At 61.5% G+C, this 16703-nt stretch carries 12 protein-coding genes; 6 read left to right on the top strand and 6 right to left on the bottom strand.

What is annotated here, in order from left to right; translation table 11 throughout:
- Positions 1 to 174: 174 nt before the first annotated feature.
- Together ACW9HX_RS15200 and ACW9HX_RS15195 are read left to right on the top strand one after the other, a co-directional pair.
- Entirely contained in the window at positions 175 to 1236 is a 1062-nt protein-coding gene (locus tag ACW9HX_RS15200; RefSeq protein WP_457381261.1) for a PDDEXK nuclease domain-containing protein, read from the top strand.
- A 109-nt stretch (positions 1237 to 1345) separates the two neighbouring features.
- Entirely contained in the window at positions 1346 to 1801 is a 456-nt protein-coding gene (locus ACW9HX_RS15195) for a hypothetical protein (protein ID WP_457381260.1), read from the top strand.
- Between the two features lie 9 nt (positions 1802 to 1810).
- Here the strand turns inward: ACW9HX_RS15195 and ACW9HX_RS15190 are convergent, their stop codons facing one another.
- The 6 genes from ACW9HX_RS15190 to ACW9HX_RS15165 are packed head-to-tail and all read right to left on the bottom strand — an operon-like array spanning position 1811 to position 12000.
- Positions 1811 to 2623 carry a YfaP family protein gene (locus ACW9HX_RS15190; protein ID WP_457381259.1) on the bottom strand — a complete coding sequence of 271 codons (813 nt, stop codon included), beginning with the start codon at positions 2621 to 2623 and terminating at the stop codon, positions 1811 to 1813.
- Positions 2624 to 2626: 3 nt separating this feature from the next.
- Positions 2627 to 4246 (bottom strand): DUF2300 domain-containing protein, encoded by a 1620-nt coding sequence (locus tag ACW9HX_RS15185; protein WP_457381258.1) that lies wholly within the window; start codon positions 4244 to 4246, stop codon positions 2627 to 2629.
- Between the two features lies 1 nt (position 4247).
- Positions 4248 to 8813: an alpha-2-macroglobulin family protein gene (locus ACW9HX_RS15180; protein ID WP_457381257.1), complete on the bottom strand. Its 4566-nt coding sequence runs from the start codon at positions 8811 to 8813 to the stop codon at positions 4248 to 4250.
- A complete protein-coding gene (locus tag ACW9HX_RS15175) occupies positions 8810 to 9475 on the bottom strand; it encodes a DUF1175 domain-containing protein (protein ID WP_457381256.1) in 666 nt (221 codons plus the stop codon). The genes ACW9HX_RS15180 and ACW9HX_RS15175 overlap by 4 nt, the downstream gene beginning before the upstream one ends.
- Positions 9445 to 11157, bottom strand: a complete 1713-nt coding sequence (locus tag ACW9HX_RS15170; RefSeq protein ID WP_457381255.1) for a DUF2138 domain-containing protein — start codon at positions 11155 to 11157, stop codon at positions 9445 to 9447. The genes ACW9HX_RS15175 and ACW9HX_RS15170 overlap by 31 nt, the downstream gene beginning before the upstream one ends.
- 51 nt (positions 11158 to 11208) lie before the next feature.
- A complete protein-coding gene (locus ACW9HX_RS15165; RefSeq protein WP_457381254.1) occupies positions 11209 to 12000 on the bottom strand; it encodes a YfaP family protein in 792 nt (263 codons plus the stop codon).
- Between the two features lie 277 nt (positions 12001 to 12277).
- Between ACW9HX_RS15165 and ACW9HX_RS15160 the strand changes: the two genes are divergently transcribed.
- The 4 genes from ACW9HX_RS15160 (at position 12278) to dxs (ending at position 16628) form a co-directional block, all read left to right on the top strand.
- Entirely contained in the window at positions 12278 to 13423 is a 1146-nt protein-coding gene (locus tag ACW9HX_RS15160) for a Fic family protein (RefSeq protein WP_457381253.1), read from the top strand.
- Positions 13424 to 13511: 88 nt separating this feature from the next.
- On the top strand, positions 13512 to 13754 hold the full coding sequence (locus tag ACW9HX_RS15155) for an exodeoxyribonuclease VII small subunit (protein ID WP_007894317.1): 243 nt from the start codon (positions 13512 to 13514) through the stop codon (positions 13752 to 13754).
- The gene (gene ispA, locus ACW9HX_RS15150; RefSeq protein WP_085712314.1) at positions 13751 to 14638 is read left to right on the top strand and encodes a (2E,6E)-farnesyl diphosphate synthase; all 888 of its coding nucleotides are present in this window, start codon (positions 13751 to 13753) and stop codon (positions 14636 to 14638) included. Before ACW9HX_RS15155 ends, ispA begins: the two co-directional genes overlap by 4 nt.
- Positions 14639 to 14729: 91 nt before the next feature.
- Positions 14730 to 16628, top strand: a complete 1899-nt coding sequence (gene dxs / locus ACW9HX_RS15145; RefSeq protein ID WP_457381252.1) for a 1-deoxy-D-xylulose-5-phosphate synthase — start codon at positions 14730 to 14732, stop codon at positions 16626 to 16628.
- Positions 16629 to 16703: the final 75 nt, after the last annotated feature.

Below are 16703 nucleotides of genomic sequence, written 5' to 3'. Positions count from 1 at the left end.
GCGACTGCTCTCCTGCAACGCATCGACTCCTGAAAAAGTAAGCCGCCTCCCTTTCTGCCGAAGGAAATGTCCTAGAGCAGTCCGTCCCGCTTGCGCCTGGGGAATACGCTGGCTAACCTTCGGCCCTGCCTGCAAATCTGCAAGGCCGCACCGATGAAACCAAGCGGAAAAAGCATGCGCCACACCCCTGTTAGTCTAAGTGCACAACCCGAGGGTTACAGCGTCTGGCTGACCGAGTTGAAGAGCCGTATCCATGATGCTCAACAACGCGCAACGTTGGCGGTCAATCGGGAGCTTGTGCTTCTTTACTGGGAGATTGGCCACGATATTTTGTCGCGGCAAGCACAACAAGGCTGGGGTACAAAGGTAATCGACCGCTTGGCTCAGGATTTGCTCGCAACCTTTCCAGATATGAAAGGGTTTTCCCCCCGCAATCTGAAATATATGCGCGCTTTTGCTGAAGCGTGGCCGGATAGAGAATTTGTGCAACAAGCTGCTGCACAATTACCTTGGGGCCACAATCTGGTGCTGTTGGACAAGCTGTCCTCCCGTGAACCTCGTTGCTGGTACGCCTCTCAGGCCATCGAGCACAACTGGTCACGCAGTATTCTGGTAATGCAAATCGAGACCCGCTTGCTGGAGCGCAGCGGCAAGGCAATCAGTAACTTCGACAGCAACCTGCCAAAACCTCATTCCGACTTGGCACGCGAGTCGCTGAAAGACCCGTACCGTTTCGACTTCCTCGGTCTGACCGTAGATGCCCAAGAAAGAGAAATTGAAAACGCTCTAATCAAACATGTCACTGATTTCCTCTTAGAACTGGGTGCAGGCTTTGCATTCGTCGGTCAGCAAGTACTGCTAGATGTGGGTGGTGACGAGTTCTTTATCGATCTGCTGTTTTATCACCTCAAGCTCCGTTGTTACGTGGTGATAGAACTCAAGGCTGGCAAATTCAAGCCCGAGCATTTGGGGCAACTGAGTTTTTATCTGACCGCAGTCGATGCACAGCTCAAACACCCCCAGGACAGCCCGACCATTGGTCTACTGCTGTGCAAAAGCAAGAATAAGGTGGTGGCTGAATATGCCCTACGTGACAACGCCCGCCCTATCGGAGTGGCGGAATACCAATTGGTAGAGTCTCTGCCGGTAGAACTTCAAACCAGCCTGCCCAGCATCGAACAAATCGAGCGTGAGTTGGCGAGTGATGACATATCGAGGAACGGTGACGAGCACTGATCGCACTAACCTTTGGGGTTAAGACAGAGGTCATTATTTAGTCCCGAGAAACATCGACCACGCGGAGAGTTTCACCGTTACCCGGCACGGAAAAGCAAAGAACAATATATTGCACAAGGACGTTTCAAAATTGATAACCCACCTCATGAATTCACGCCTGACATCTGCTGCCCTGGCAACGACCGCATGCCTCAGCCTGACAGCATGCGTGGGAGTAGGCGTTTCCCTCCCTGAAAAAACCACACTCAAAACCGACGCCTACAGAGCACAAAGCTACCGTTCGACTCCCCCACAGATCACCAGAACAGCAAAATCGACACCCGTCCGAGAATGGTGCGGAATTACTGTCTGGGCGCTGGTAGTTCCGGTGCCATTGAAGTTGCCGGTGTGCACGTCGTACTCCGAGCAATCCTTCGGCAAAGACGAATTCGGAAATGAAGCCGTTCTGCTCAACACCCAGCAAAAAGTGCCATCTCCGCTATACGCTTGTGGCCCATTCATGGTGCTGGGACCAATCGTTCACGGATATGAAGGCAATGCACTGTGCGGTTTTTTTCCTGAATGATTCGGTAGTTCAGGGATAGCTGAACGACTTCACCAACGTCAACTCCCCCACCGCCCGCATCGGCACCAGGAACGTCTCCATCTTCTCGCTAGGCGTCCCTTCCTCGGTAATCACGGTCACCTGCGCGGTGGTCAACGGCTGCACCGCCTCTTCCCCACCTTCGTCATCCCCGCGATACCCACCGCCGAAGTAATTCACGTACACCAGATACTGCCCCTTGATCGGCGCCGGCATGGCGAAGATTTCCGGGCCGTAACCGGTGGTCACGTCAACATCCAAAGCCGCGCCATTGGGGGCGACGCGGTTGCCATACCAGATGTGGGCGCCGTCCGGTGTGACCAGGTGCAGGTCAAGGTCGGTACCGTCGCTGTCCCAGGACAGCAGCACGCGCAGCTTGGCCGGGGTGGCGCCGCCGCTGACGTTGAGGAATTGCGTGCGGTGGCGTTGCTGGCCGTCTGGGCTGCGGACTTCGACGCTGTTGCTGCCGTTGGGGAACGAGAACGGTCGATCGAAACGGCCGCTGTCGTCGATTTTCAGCGGCATGCTGACGCCGTTGACGATCAGTCGGCCGGGCTCTTTGCTTTTCGGTGTGGCTTTGATTTCACCACTGATGCGCGCGGTGTTGGCCTGGCCGATCGGGGTGTTCACCGAGGAGGCCGGGTAATTGACGGTCTGGCGGAAATTTTCGCCTTCGCCCTCGGGCGCGCCGCTGCGCCAGCCGCCGATCGGGGTGTCGAGTTTGACGCTGTCGGCGGCCATCGCCATCGGCAATGCATTGAGCGCGCAGAGCAACAGCAAGACCTGTGGATAACGGAGTGTCATGGTCTATTCCAGCAAAAGGTGACGGGCGAGCCCTTCGATATAGGTTTCATCCTGGCCGTTGGGGTGTGCTTCAAAGGCCAGGTGCAGGTATTCGTGAGTCAGGTCGAGGCGATCCTGCAACGACAGCACGCCGCGCACGTAGATGCGCTGACGTTCGCGGTCGACGAAGGGTCGTCCGAAGGCGAGTTTGCAGACGGCGAAAGTGCTGACTTCGTTGTAGCCGGTTTCGCTTTCCAGCCTCGGACGCCAGCCGCGCCGTTGTTTTTGCAGCCAGTCTTGCGCAGCGGGCAGCGCTTCGCAGGACGCCACCGGGTTGTCCCAACGGCTAAGGCTGGCCCGGGGATAGGCGTGCAGCAGAATCGCGTCGTAGCGCTGGCCGGCATTGGCTTGCTCGACGGCTTGTTGCCAGGCGAGTTTGTCGGGGCCGGGCTGGTCGGAGTGATAGGTGACAGTGCTGCCGGCCAACACCAGGTCCGCCGTCCACGCTGCGATGTTGCGCGATTCGGCGGAAGCCGGACGCGGGGCGACACGCTGGCGGTTGCTGCTGTCGTCGATGCTCAGGCAATCGCCGTTGCGCGTGGCGTTTTGCAGCAGATATGTGCGGATTGCCACGGCCAAGGCTTTGGCCGCTTCGGCCGGTTCGGGTTTGGCTTCACGTTCGAGGACACGAGCGACGTACTCTTCACGATCCAGCCGCGCCACCAGTTTGTCGTTGAGCAGAAACAGTTCGCCATCGCTGTGGATATCCAGCCCATTGCCGTTGGCGAATTCGACGCGGTAATCGCCCTGCAATGGGCCGGAACTCACCACCCGATCACCGGCCAAAACCCGGGTGAGTGGATAACGCGAGAACAGACCAACCTCGACACATCGCCCCGCGTCCGCCGGCCAGGAAGCCGGCAGCACCGTCGCCAGCGCCGAACCGTAATGCCGCAGAACCATCTGACTGGTACCCCGGCCACCGGCCCAGATCGGCGAGCCATCCGCCGTCCAGCCGGCGAATCCGCCCTGGCGTGACTGAGGGTCCTGATCGCCGAGCCAGCTCCAGGTTTTTACCCGCAAGCGCCCACCGAGTTCACCGACGACATTGCCGTCCGCGGCGCTCAGCACCACGTCGAGCAAGACGCGGCGCATCTGATCCTGAGCCGGCAGCAATGCCAGGACGCCCAACAGTTCCGTGACAGAAACCCGAGTAGCCGGCTGTACCGAAGACAGCTCCAGCAACCATGAAGGGGCCTTCCGTGCCTGCCAATACGCCCGCCAATCGGCAGAAGGAATCCCCAACCGCGCCGGCTCGAAATACAGCCCGCAGGATTTCACCAGCGCCTGATCACGCTCGACCTTCCCACCCGCCGTGCAGCAATAGACTTCGTCCTTCGACTGCCCACGACATTCATACGCCGGCTCTTGCGCGCCGGTATCCACCAGCCACGCGTAAACGAACACCTTCCACAGACTGCCCAGCGGCGTATCCAGAGACGAAGGCAGCGGTTCGCGAGCGGTCAGTTGCGTGGTGTTCAACGACAACAACTCGCCCCTGTACGCCACGCGCAAAGGTTCATCCTGCGCTGTCGCCAGCGCAGGAATCACACATATCAACAGCCACACCAGCGGCCGGATCATGTCAGTTGACCGTGACCTGACCGAGGGCGGCTTTCGCCTCCTGGGCTTGATGCTGCGGCGCATAGACCTGAGTGAAGCGCACCGGTGGCAGGTTGAACTGGCCCTTCTGCGAGAAGCGCACCAAATGGCGCAGACGCAATTCGCCGCTCAGCGCATCCACTGGCACCGCATAGGCCAGTTGGCCCGGTTCGAAACGTGCCTTCTCCAGCGCGGTCGGCTCGGTGCCGTCCTTGCCCTGCAACTTGATGCCCCACGTGGTGCGCTCGACATCGGCGCCCGGCGGCAGCGGCACTTCGAGCATGCCGTAGCGCAGCGGTTTCGGTGCCTTGCTGGTGAGGATCACTTCGTCCAGGTACAGGCTGTCGCTGGACAGTGGTTTAGTGCCGACCGGCTCCAGTTTGAAGGTGAACGCTTCATCACCCGGCACCAGACGCGACAGACGACGAGTGATAGTCACGGCCATCGGATCGACCGCCGGTTGTTGAGTCTGGAAGCTCAGCGCCGCACGCAACGGACGTTCCTGAGCGCCCGACACCGACAGCACGCTCGGCACCGGCGCAGAACCTTGCCACGTCCAGTACATCTCGCCGGTCGCGCCGTAGTTTTTCTTCCAGCCTTCGCCCGGTGCCAGCGCAATGGTCGGCGACGCCTGAGCGATGCTGCGTTGCAGCCAGGTCAGCGCCAGCGCACGTTCAAGGGTCGATTGCTGCGGCAACAGGCGTTGCAGCAGCGCTGTCGCACGGGCCTGCTCGAACGGTTGCAGCGACAGGTTCAGCGCTTCCGCAAACGGCTGCGAGCTGACGGACAAGCGTTGTTGCGCAGCACTCAGCTGACGATTGAAAGCATCCGGCAAAGCGACTTTCGATTGCGTGGCCAGCGATGCGGTCAGGACCCGCGCCGCCGCCAGACCGAGCGCCGAATCCGGATCGCTCATCACCAGGCTGTCTTCTCCGTCGTCCATCAGGTTCGCTGCATTGCCTTCCCCGGCCTTGGCCAGATCGTCCATCAAACCGCTGAGCAGCGTGTTGACCGGCAGATGCATCTGTTTGGCGAACGACAGGATCAGCGCCCGTTGCAGCAATGGCGTGTTCGGCGCCTGCTTGGCGTAGACCTCCAGAACCCGCTGCCAGTGTTCCGGCGGCAGGGTCAGCTCCAGCACCTGGCTGGCGTTCCAGTCAGCGTAGTAAGCGTAAGCGGTGAGGAACGCATCCGGCTCGCCATCGAAGCCCCACCAGGTGAAGCTCGCCGACGGCCCGGCCATTTGCACCAGACGCAGACGGCTGTTCTGCATGATCAGGCGCAAGCGGTCGCGGATCTGCGGGCTCGACGCCAGCGACGGATAAGCGATGCTCAGCGGCAGCAAGCGGCTGGCGGTCTGCTCGACGCCGCCATACGGATAGCTCAACAGATCGTCGAGAGCCGAACGGAACAGCGCTTGCGGGCTGTCATCCAGACGCAGGCGAATGTCGGTGGCATCCGCCGGCAGAGTCAACGGCGTGTCGCCGCTGGCCACGTCGAGGCTCTGAGTCTGCGTCACTTGCCAGCCTTCACCGGTTGCGGTCAGGCGCACAGCGAGGGCGTCGGCGGTTTTGCCGTCCTGCACCAGTTCCGCTGTCCATTCGCCGGTTGCCAATGCGAAGGCCGGCAGCGGCAGGTAGTTGATGCCGTTGTTGAGCGTCACCGGCAGGCGCTGTTCGGCGCCGGCGTAGTGCGTCACCAGTTCAGCCTTGACCGGTTTCTCGGCCTGGCTGAAGGCGAACACGCCGAGTTGCGGCTGATCGCCCTTGCGGAATTTGCTCGGCCCGCTCCACTTCAGGTACAGCGGTTTTTCCGAGCGGACGAACTGCTTCTTCTGCCCGACCTGACCGTCATCGGCAATCGCCCGCGCAGTGATGCGCCAGCGGGTCAGCGAGTCCGGCATCTTGAAGGTGAAACGGGTTTTGCCGTCGGCGTCGGTCAGCAATTCGGGTTGCCACGCAGCGGTGTCGACGTCTTCGCGGCGCGGCCGCTCCAGCACTTTCACACCACGTTCGCTGCGGTTGGCCTTGCCCGGCGCGCCGGGGCTGCCCGGCAACGCCACGTCGTAGCTGATGAACGACAGGCTGGCGCTGGTACGCACGTTGTTGCGGCGCGGGTGATAGAAGAACTGGTCGATGGTCGGCGCGACTTCCGGTTGCAGCGCGTAGACCATTTCATCCACGACGCTGACCGTCAGGTGCGCCGGCACTGCCTTGCCGGCGAACTGCGTGGTCAGGTCGACCGTCACGGTATCACCCGGTTGATAAGTCTCTTTGTCAGTCTTGATCGCCACGTCGATCTGCGGCGCCACAACCTTGATCCCGGCGTTCTGGAAGCTGTACTGACCGCCCTTGGTGTAGAGCACGGAGAACGTCAGGTTCGGCGCGAAGTTGTCCTTCACCGGGATGCGTGCGCGGTATTGGGTTTCGCTGAGTTTTTCCAGTTTCAGCCAGTCGCCGCCCTTGGCCAGCAGCGCGGTGGCTTCGACCTTGTCACGTTCCAGCGACAGCAGGGCATCGCTGACCGGCTCCGGAAACGTGATCAGCGCCAGCGCTTCGTCGCCGGCCTTGTACTCGGGTTTGTCGAGGACGATTTCCACGGTGCCCGGCACTGCCTTTACGCCGTCGCCGGTAACCGAATGACCGGTGCCACCGAGCACCCGGCCGAACTGATCTTTCAGCGACAGGTTGTAGGTCCCCGGACGATCAAACGTCACGCTGAAGCCTTTGTCTTTCGCCGCCAGTTTGCCTTCGCCGGTGGTCTGGTCTTCCAGACGCACCCAGCTGTAGCTGCTCGGCACAACGGCCTGAGCCTGCACGCTGCCACCCTCGTTGGCGTAGCTGAACGCGACCTTGTCACCGACCGCGCTGAAACGCTGCGGCGCAGTCAGACGGAAACTGGCGGCGCCCCGGTCGATGAGGATTTCCTTGGTGGTTTTGACCCGATACGCCGCGCCGTCGCTGGCAAACACGGTGAGCATGTAGCGGCTCGGTTTGTCAGCGGCTGGCAGGTCGAGGGTCGCGTTGCCCTTGCTGTCGGTGGTCAGTTCGGTGCTGGTCAGCTCCACCGGGAATTGCCCGAGGTATTGCAGCTCGTTGTCGACCATCGACAGTTGCTGGGCGCGCAGACTCAGGGTCAGTTTGGCGTTGGCCACCGGTTTGCCGTCCGGGTACAGCAGCACCAGGCTGCCCTTCACCGGCTCGCCCGTGCGGTAATCCTGCTTGGCCAGGTTCAGCGAGATTTCGAAGTGCGGCTTGATGTACTCCGCCACACGGAACGCGCTGCTGTAGGCCTGATCCTTGTAGTTGAAACGCAGCTCATAACCACCGGCCACCGCGTTGTCCGGCAACTGGAAACGGCCCTGGGTGCCGGCCTTCGAATCGAGTTTCAGATCAAGGCGCTGCAACTCGGTGCCGGTGGCATCGAGCACGCTGACATTGACGTCCGCCGCGCCCGGCAACACCGAATCCCGCGCGTTCTTGAACTCGCGGCCGACGATCTTCAGCGACACCCAATCACCCGGGCGATACAGCGGCCGGTCGGTGAAAGCGTAGAGTTTGGTGTCGTAGATTTCGCTGTCGTAATAGAAGTTTTCCGAGACGAATACACCGCCCTCTTCGTCCTCGCCAATCACGAATGAACGCTCCGGGCTGACGTGTTTCAGGCGCAGCAAACCATCGGTGTCGGTGGCGCCGCTGCTCATCACGCCGAGGCCGTCGGTCCACAGCACATTGACCTTCGGTACCGAGCTGCCTTCGTGTTTGCGCGCGGCCCACACCAGCAATTCATCACCGGCAATCTTGCTCACCGCGACGGTGTTGGAAACGAACACCATGGTGGTCGCGCGGTACTTGCCGATCAGCGCTTCGACCAGGTACAGGCCCGGTTTCAGGTTGCCCAGCGGGATGTAGACGTTGCCCGGCGCGACGCTGACGAACTCGCTGGAAGAACCGGCCAGATTCACGCCTTCCGGCGGCTGGATCGGCTTGGCCTGCCACAGCGGATAACGGAACTGGCTGACCACCGGCAGACCCGGAATCAAGGCGAACTGCGGTTGCGCGTCGTAAGGCGTCGGCGCAGCGATGGCGTTGCCCATCTTCAGCTCCGGCACCTCTTCGGTGACTTGCTGACGCGACTCGTAGGAGAACGCACGCTGCATCACCCGACGGGATTTGCGGTACCAGTTGTCCCACAGGTACGCGAGGGTGTTCGACAGGCCTTCGCCCTTGAACTGGCCGTCGCTGACCACGCGGTGCAGGTTCTTCTGGCGCTTGAGGAAGTCCAGCGGCTTGTCGATCTTGTACACACGGATGTCGGCGCCGCCGTACGGTTCCATGCGGAAACGGCGGTAGTCACGACCCGGCGCTTCGAGGCGCACAACCGCCTGCTCGTCGCTGGCGAAACTGCTGTCGGCCAGCAGGAAGAAGCTTTCACCGGAGACCGGCGTGTAACCGCTCGGCTCCACGGTGTCTTCGGCATTCACTGCCGAAAACGGCAGGGCTAACAGCAACAGAAAAGGCAGTAAACGCAGCATGCGGGCACCGGTCATTGGGAGAGAAAGTTCAGTCGATAGACGCCGATGAAGTTGGGGTTGGCTGCGTCGGGTATCCATCGGGTGTCCTTCCATGTCATGAGTTGCTGCAGGCTTGCCGAACGCATGCCGTTGTCAGTAGGGGTGGTCGTGCCGGTGTGATAGGCGATGTAGCGGCCCATCCAGATCATCAGGTGCTGGTCGTCGCCCTGATCGAAAAACATCAGATCGCCGGGCCGAGCCTGAGACACGTCGCGGCCGATCAGATGGCTGTTGAACTGAATCAGTTTGATCGCGTTGACGTAGGGCCCGACCTTGCCGCCGCCCTGTTGCCATTGCTGGGCGAACTTGCGCTGGTCGTCACTCAACGACAACTCCGGCGGCAGATAGCGATTGGACACGCCGTTGCTGCGCAGCCATTTGTCGTCATGGACTTTCAGCGCTTCATTGGCGGCAAACCGCACCAGCCCGGCGCAGTCCTGCTGATACCAGCGCGGGCTCGGGCCTTTGCTCAACTGTTCCTGAGCGATGCGCACGAACCAGGCACGAAAGATCTGGGATTGCTGCGGATCGAGGGCGGGAGCCTCGACGGCTCGGGCGCCGGCGCTGAGTAGCAGCGCCAGCAGGCCGAGGCTGCGGATCAGTGCCGTCACAGCGCTTTCCACTCCAGCGGCAGCCATTGCCAATGACCGTCGGGTTCGCTGCCTGCCGGCAAGGTCAGGGCATATTTGCCGTAACCGCCGAGGGTGCGCAGTTTCGGGATCAGGTAGGTTTGCGCGGCGTTGTAGAACACCGGCTCCATGTCCTGGGGCAGGCTGTCGAGTGTTTCCTGTTGCATCAGTTGCGCCATCGAGTCCGGGCCGAAGTAGATCGGCATCAGCACGTCTTTCGGCAGCACATCGGCCATCGGCGGGAAGCGCTTGTCGAGGGTGCCGAGGGCCTTGTCGACCAATTTGTCGTCGAGGGAAAACAGCAGCGTCGAACCGTGGCGCGCCAGGCTGACTTTCATGAAGGCACGGCCGGTGATCGCGTCCGGGTTCTCGGCATCCTTGGCCGCGTACGGGCCGAAGTTGGAACTGACCTGACGCTGCCAGAGATGGCTCTGGCCTTCCTGCTTCTCGACCACCGGAAAGGCGTGTTCATCGACCTTGCTTTCGTAGGCGCCAACCATCGAATCGAACAACGTGCCGATATCACCGTCGAGTTTGCCGCTGTCCTCATCCTTCAGACTGGCCACCAGCAACGGCGTGTACAGCCGCGAATCGGCGTACCAGCACAGACCCGCCGCGCCGGCCACGTGTTCGGTAAGTGTCTGCGCTACTGCTTCTTCGGCGCCGAGTTTAACCAGCAACGGTTTCTGCGGTTCGGCAGCCACTGGCAAGGTCACGCAGGCACTGGCACCCAGCGGCATGGCTTGCCAGACCGGTTTGAAATCGAAGTCCGGCTGGTTGTCCAGCTCATCCATGGCGAGAAAGCTGTGCCAGCCCTTGTCGTCCATGTCGAAACGCAGCCCGGCGAAGTTCGGGATGAAGCGCTGGTAACCCATGGCCAGGACGCTGGAATTGACCGACAGACGCTGCTTGGTTTCAGGCGTCTTGGCTGGTAGCCCGAACGCCTCGGGGAACAGTTTTTCGCCATTGAGCAGCGCCGCCAAAGCCTGCGGCGAAACATGGCCGGACTCTTCGGAAGCGCCGCTTTCCGGATCGTAGAATTTGGTCGGGTTGGACAGCACCACCAGTTTGTCGCCACGGGAGGCGAACAACAGGGATTTGCTGGCGTTGTAGGTCAACTGATACAGCGGCACTTCGTCGCCGCCGACTTTCAGGGTGCTGAAGACGCTCAGTTGCGAATCATCCAGCGCGACTTTCGCCAGGGGCTCCAGCAGTTTGGCCAAACCGCCGCGATCCATCACCAGCAGGAAATCCTTCAAGCGACCATCGGCACCACGCCACAGCGCTACGTCTGCCGGTTGGTCGAAGAGTTGCTCGATCAGGCTGTCCTGCAGCTTCAGGTCATGCTCGTAGATGATCCGTCGCAGGCTGCCGATCAGCCCGAGGCGGTCGGCGTGGGTTTCATAATAGAAGACGAAATCCTCGGTGAGCGTGGCCTTGAGGAACGGCACCGTCAGCAGATCCTTGGGCAACTGGCTCAGAGAGCGGGTTTCCAGCAGCGCATCCGGGCGACTCAGGCCGAGTTTGTCGCTGGCCAGTGCCGCCGCCGGCAACTTGGGCTTGTGCATCAGCCAGCCGAGCCCGCCCGCCACGCCGGCCACCAGGCACAGCCCGGCCACCAGCAACGGCCAGCGCCGGGAAGGTTTGGCGGCTGGCGCGTCGGTAACCGGGGTCTCAGTGTTTTCGCTCATCTTCTCGCTCATGTTCCCAAAGCTCGGCAGTTCATCCGTGGTGCGGGATGCTTAATAGTTGAAAGTCTTGACCAGCAGCAGATCACCGATGGCCCGCAGGGGCACGATGAACGTTTCGCGTTTTTCGTCGACGGTGTTTTCGTTGAGCACCAGCGTGATCTGCGAGGTGATGACCTCGTTCTGGTTGCTGGCCTCCTCGAAGTTATAGCCGCCGTCACCGAAGTTGCCCCAATAGTTGACGTAAACCAGATAGGTGCCATGCAGCGGCGCGGTCATGGTGAACATTTCCGGGCCGGGGCCATCGACGCCGTCCGGGTCCAGACCGCCGCCATTGGTCAACGCGGTGCGGGCGAAAAACGCATGCTGGCCGTCAGGCGTAATGATGTGCAGGTCGAGCTCGGCCTTGGGATCGTCCCAGCCGAGCACCACACGAATCCGCGCCGGGGTGCGCAGGTTGTTGGCTTCGTAGAACTGCACGCGCTTGAGCGACTGCCCTTCGGCACTGCGCACTTCGACGCTGTTGGAGCCAGCGCCGAACGCATAAGGCCGAGCAAAACGCCCATCGTCGTCGGTGTACAGATTCAGCGGATTACCGTTGACCGCCAGAGTGTGCGGCCCGCGCTGGTTGCCGATGGCCTTGAGCTGGCCCTGGATCATCGTGCGATTGCGCTGGATGCCACGATCGATCGGCGGCGTGGGATAGGCGACTTGCGGGTTTTCACTGCGGTCGAGCAAACCGTTATAGCGCCAGCCACCCACCGGTTCTGACAGATCAGCGCTCGGCGCCGCCCATAGAGCGGGGGCGCAGGCCAACCCGACCAGCAGCAAAAGAAATGAACGCATGTGATGCCTCCTGCCATGCCTGAACGAAACCTTGCACCCGATCCTCGGTACTTCACAGCGGTGAAAACTGCGTTTCGTCTGAAAGACCCGTGACTGTCGGGTCGTAGAAGGCGCGAAGGTTAGCGATTCGGCAGTTTTTTAACAATCGGATACATCTTGAAATGCGGTGGGAATCACGCACCCGGGTGGACGATGAGCCGAATAGGCGTCATATTCGGCTCACAAAATGAGCCGAATAGCATTTCTATTCGGCTCACGCACTCAGGAACAGCATTTCATGGCAACTCACTGGATCTGGCAGCAACCCGATTGGCCCGACTTCAATTGGCAGGCAGAGCGTCTCACTGCGCTGTTGCGCGAATGCGTTCAGGCGCAGGGACAATTGATGGGCATGGCGGGATCAGTGGGCAATTCACTGAGCGCTCAGACTGAGCTGGACGCGTTGCTGCAGAACATCGTGACCTCCTCGGCCATCGAGGGGGAGCAGTTGAATGTTGAATCCGTGCGTTCTTCATTGGCACGACGTCTGGGGCTGGAATCACCGGATGGCGACAACGTCAGCAAGCGCAGCGAGGGGCTGGCGCAACTGATGCTCGATGCCACTCAACGTTTTGCCGAACCGCTGACGCTGGAACGATTGCTGGAATGGCATTCATGGCTGTTTCCAGAACAGGAGAGTGGTTTCCTTTCGCGAGCAATCAATGTCGGCGCATTACGCGGCGATGAGCCGATGCAGGTGGTTTCCGGACGAATCGACCGTCCGATCGTGCACTTCGAGGCGCCACCGCGACAAGGCCTTGAGCGACAACTCGACAGCTTTCTCAAGTGGTTCGACGCCAGTCAGCATCAGGCAGGCCTCGATCCTTTACTGCGAGCCGGTATCGCACATTTCTGGTTCGTCACCTTGCACCCGTTCGATGACGGCAACGGACGCCTGACTCGCACCCTCACCGATCTGGCACTGGCTCAGGGCGAAGCGCAGGCGATTCGTTTTTACGCGATGTCCGCCTGCATTCTCGATGACCGCGCGGGCTACTACCGAATTCTGGAATCGAGCCAGAAAGCCACGTTGGACATCACTGACTGGCTCACATGGTTCCTGCAAACCCTGCTGCGCAGCCTGCAGCAGGCCATCGCACGGATTGAAAGTGTGTTGGGCAAGTCGCGCTTCTGGCAGGCACACCGCGAGTCCGGGCTGTCGGTGGAGCAGATTAAAGTGCTCAACCGCTTGCTCGACGGTGGTGAACGCGGTTTCGAACACGGTATCAGTGCGGCGCAATACCAGAGTGTGGCCAAGGTCTCCAAAGCCACGGCGACCCGACATCTGGCGGAGCTGCTGGAAAAAGACTGCCTGCAACGTCTTCCGGGCGGCGGGCGGAGCACTCGTTATCAGATCCGTTATCCGGTCGAATCGACTGACTGACACCATTCTCCGTCGGCCCGCTCATTTGCCCATAAACCCCCTATCTGCTAGTGTCGCGCCGGTTTAACGTCAACCGGAATTAGCCGCCATGGCCCGCAAAAAAGCTGCACTGGATTTCGAACAGTCCCTCGCCGACCTGCAAACGCTGGTCGAGCGTCTGGAGAACGGTGAATTGTCGCTGGAAGACTCGCTGACCGCTTTCGAACAGGGCATCGGCTTGACCCGTGACTGCCAGGCAGCGCTGGCCCAGGCCGAGCAGAAGGTCCAGGTGTTGCTGGAGCGCGATGGCGAGCTGGCCGAGGAACCCTTCGACGCGGATCAGCCAGAATGATCGCGGCGTATTCGGCGACCAGCCAGGCGCGGGTCAATGCGGCACTGGAAACCTTGTTCAACGCACCACTGCCAGAGCTGGCGCGGCTTTACGAAGCGATGCGCTACAGCGTGATGAATGGCGGCAAACGCGTGCGCCCGCTGCTGGCCTACGCCGCGTGCGAAGCCCTCGGCGGCAAGGCCGAGCAGGCCAACGGCGCGGCTTGCGCGGTGGAGTTGATCCACGCGTATTCGCTGGTGCACGACGATTTGCCGGCGATGGACGATGACGATCTGCGTCGCGGCCAGCCGACCACCCACAAGAAATTCGATGAAGCCTGCGCGATTCTCGCCGGTGACGGCCTACAGAGCCTGGCGTTCAGCGCCCTGCTCGACCCGCGCCTGAGCGACCTGAGCGCGGATATCCGCCTGCAACAGGTCACGGCGCTGGCGCACGCGGCCGGCCCGGCGGGTATGGTCGGCGGTCAGGCCATAGACCTTGGTTCGGTCGGCCTGAAGCTCGATCAAAAAGCCCTCGAACAGATGCACCGGCACAAGACCGGCGCGCTGATCGAAGTCAGCGTCAAGCTCGGCGCCCTGGCCAGCGGCCGCGCCGAGAAGGATGAGCTCAAGGCCCTGCAAAGTTATGCACAGGCCATCGGCCTGGCGTTCCAGGTGCAGGACGACATCCTCGACGTCGAAAGCGATACCGAAACCCTCGGCAAACGCCAGGGCGCGGACATTGCCCGCGACAAGCCGACTTACCCGGCCCTGCTCGGCCTCGACGCCGCCAAGGCCTATGCCCTGGAACTGCGCGATCAGGCCCTGCACGCCCTGCGACCGTTTGACGCGGCCGCCGAGCCATTGCGTGATCTGGCCCGGTATATCGTCGACCGGCGCAACTGAAGGCTAATCAGCCAAAAAAGACCAACGCGTGGGCAGGGGACGATGCATCAGGTAAACTGCCGCATCTTTTATACCTATAACGATTCGCCTGATGCCCACGACGTTCCATGAGATTCCCCGCAAGCGCCCGACCACGCCCCTGCTCGACCGCGCGAACACGCCGGACGGCCTGCGCCGGTTAGGCGAAGCCGAGCTGGAAACCCTGGCTGATGAGTTGCGCCTGGAATTGCTCTACACGGTCGGCCAGACCGGTGGGCATTTCGGTGCCGGCCTGGGCGTCATCGAGCTGACCATCGCGTTGCACTACGTCTTCGACACCCCGGACGACCGGCTGGTGTGGGACGTCGGTCATCAGGCCTATCCGCACAAGATCCTCACCGGTCGCCGCGAGCGCATGGAAACCCTGCGCCAGAAGGACGGCATCGCTGCCTTCCCGCGCCGCTCCGAGAGCGAGTACGACACCTTTGGCGTCGGCCACTCCAGCACCTCGATCAGCGCAGCGCTGGGCATGGCCATCGCCGCCCGCCTGCAGAACAGTGATCGCAAGGCGATCGCCGTGATCGGTGACGGCGCGCTGACCGCCGGCATGGCCTTCGAGGCGCTGAACCACGCGCCGGAAGTGAACGCCAACATGCTGGTGATCCTCAACGACAACGACATGTCGATCTCGCGCAACGTCGGCGGTCTGTCGAACTATCTGGCGAAGATCCTTTCCAGCCGCACTTACGCGAGCATGCGTGAAGGCAGCAAGAAAGTCCTGTCGCGCCTGCCCGGCGCCTGGGAAATCGCCCGTCGCACCGAAGAATACGCCAAAGGCATGCTGGTTCCCGGCACCCTGTTCGAAGAACTGGGCTGGAACTACATCGGCCCGATCGACGGCCACGACCTGCCGACCCTGATCGCCACCCTGCGCAACATGCGCGATCTGAAAGGCCCGCAGTTCCTGCACATCGTCACCAAGAAAGGCAAAGGCTTCGCCCCGGCGGAAGTCGACCCGATCGGTTACCACGCCATCACCAAACTCGAACCACTGGACGCCCCGGCCGCTGCGCCGAAGAAGGCCGGCGGGCCGAAGTATTCCGGCGTGTTCGGTGAGTGGCTGTGCGACATGGCCGCTGCCGACCCGCGCCTGGTGGGCATTACCCCGGCGATGAAGGAAGGTTCGGACCTGGTGGCGTTCAGCGAGCGCTTCCCGCTGCGCTACTTCGACGTGGCAATTGCCGAGCAACATGCCGTGACCCTCGCCGCCGGCATGGCCTGCGAAGGCGCGAAACCGGTGGTAGCGATCTATTCGACGTTCCTGCAACGCGGTTACGACCAGTTGGTGCATGACGTTGCGGTGCAGAACCTCGACGTGCTGTTCGCCATCGACCGCGCCGGTCTGGTGGGCGAAGACGGCCCGACACACGCCGGCAGTTTCGATCTGTCGTTCCTGCGCTGCATCCCGGGCATGGTCATCATGACCCCGAGCGACGAAAACGAACTGCGCAAGATGCTCACCACCGGCCACCTGTACAACGGCCCGGCGGCGGTGCGTTACCCGCGCGGCACCGGTCCGAACGCAACCATCGAGAAAGACCTCGAGCCGATCGAGATCGGCAAGGGTGTGGTGCGTCGTCAGGGCAGCAAGGTCGCCCTTCTGGTGTTCGGCGTGCAAATGGCCGAAGCCCTGAAAGTTGCCGAAACCCTGGACGCCACCGTGGTCGACATGCGTTTCGTCAAACCGATGGACGAAGCGCTGGTTCGCGAGATTGCCAACAGCCACGACCTGCTGGTGACCATCGAAGAGAACGCGGTCATGGGCGGCGCCGGTGGCGCGGTCAGCGAATTCCTCGCCCGCGAGAACATCCTCAAGTCGGTGCTGCACCTGGGCTTGCCGGACGTCTACGTCGAGCACGCCAAACCGGCGCAGATGCTGGCCGAGTGCGGGCTGGACGAGGCCGGGATCGAAGCGGCGGTGCGCGAGCGTCTGGAGCTGCTTAACCGCTAATTCGCTGGATAAACGCAAAACCCCATGTGGGAGCGGGCTTGCTCGCGAAGGCGTCGGATCAGTCGATAATGAGTT

It is taken from the genome of Pseudomonas sp. SDO52101_S400 (assembly GCF_054071635.1).
The sequence above is the reverse complement of the archived record's forward strand: the minus strand, read 5'-3'. Positions and strand labels throughout refer to the sequence as shown.

Bases quoted from the DNA above. Each gene is read 5' to 3' on its own strand.
- ACW9HX_RS15155 (WP_007894317.1), top strand. From the start codon at position 13,512: ATGGCCCGCAAAAAAGCTGCACTGGATTTCGAACAGTCCCTCGCCGAC.
- ispA (WP_085712314.1), top strand. From the start codon at position 13,751: ATGATCGCGGCGTATTCGGCGACCAGCCAGGCGCGGGTCAATGCGGCA.
- dxs (WP_457381252.1), top strand. From the start codon at position 14,730: ATGCCCACGACGTTCCATGAGATTCCCCGCAAGCGCCCGACCACGCCC.
- ACW9HX_RS15185 (WP_457381258.1), bottom strand. From the start codon at position 4,246: ATGATCCGGCCGCTGGTGTGGCTGTTGATATGTGTGATTCCTGCGCTG.
- ACW9HX_RS15190 (WP_457381259.1), bottom strand. From the start codon at position 2,623: ATGACACTCCGTTATCCACAGGTCTTGCTGTTGCTCTGCGCGCTCAAT.
- ACW9HX_RS15180 (WP_457381257.1), bottom strand. From the start codon at position 8,813: ATGACCGGTGCCCGCATGCTGCGTTTACTGCCTTTTCTGTTGCTGTTA.
- ACW9HX_RS15160 (WP_457381253.1), top strand. From the start codon at position 12,278: ATGGCAACTCACTGGATCTGGCAGCAACCCGATTGGCCCGACTTCAAT.
- ACW9HX_RS15170 (WP_457381255.1), bottom strand. From the start codon at position 11,157: ATGAGCGAAAACACTGAGACCCCGGTTACCGACGCGCCAGCCGCCAAA.
- ACW9HX_RS15165 (WP_457381254.1), bottom strand. From the start codon at position 12,000: ATGCGTTCATTTCTTTTGCTGCTGGTCGGGTTGGCCTGCGCCCCCGCT.
- ACW9HX_RS15175 (WP_457381256.1), bottom strand. From the start codon at position 9,475: ATGGCTGCCGCTGGAGTGGAAAGCGCTGTGACGGCACTGATCCGCAGC.
- ACW9HX_RS15200 (WP_457381261.1), top strand. From the start codon at position 175: ATGCGCCACACCCCTGTTAGTCTAAGTGCACAACCCGAGGGTTACAGC.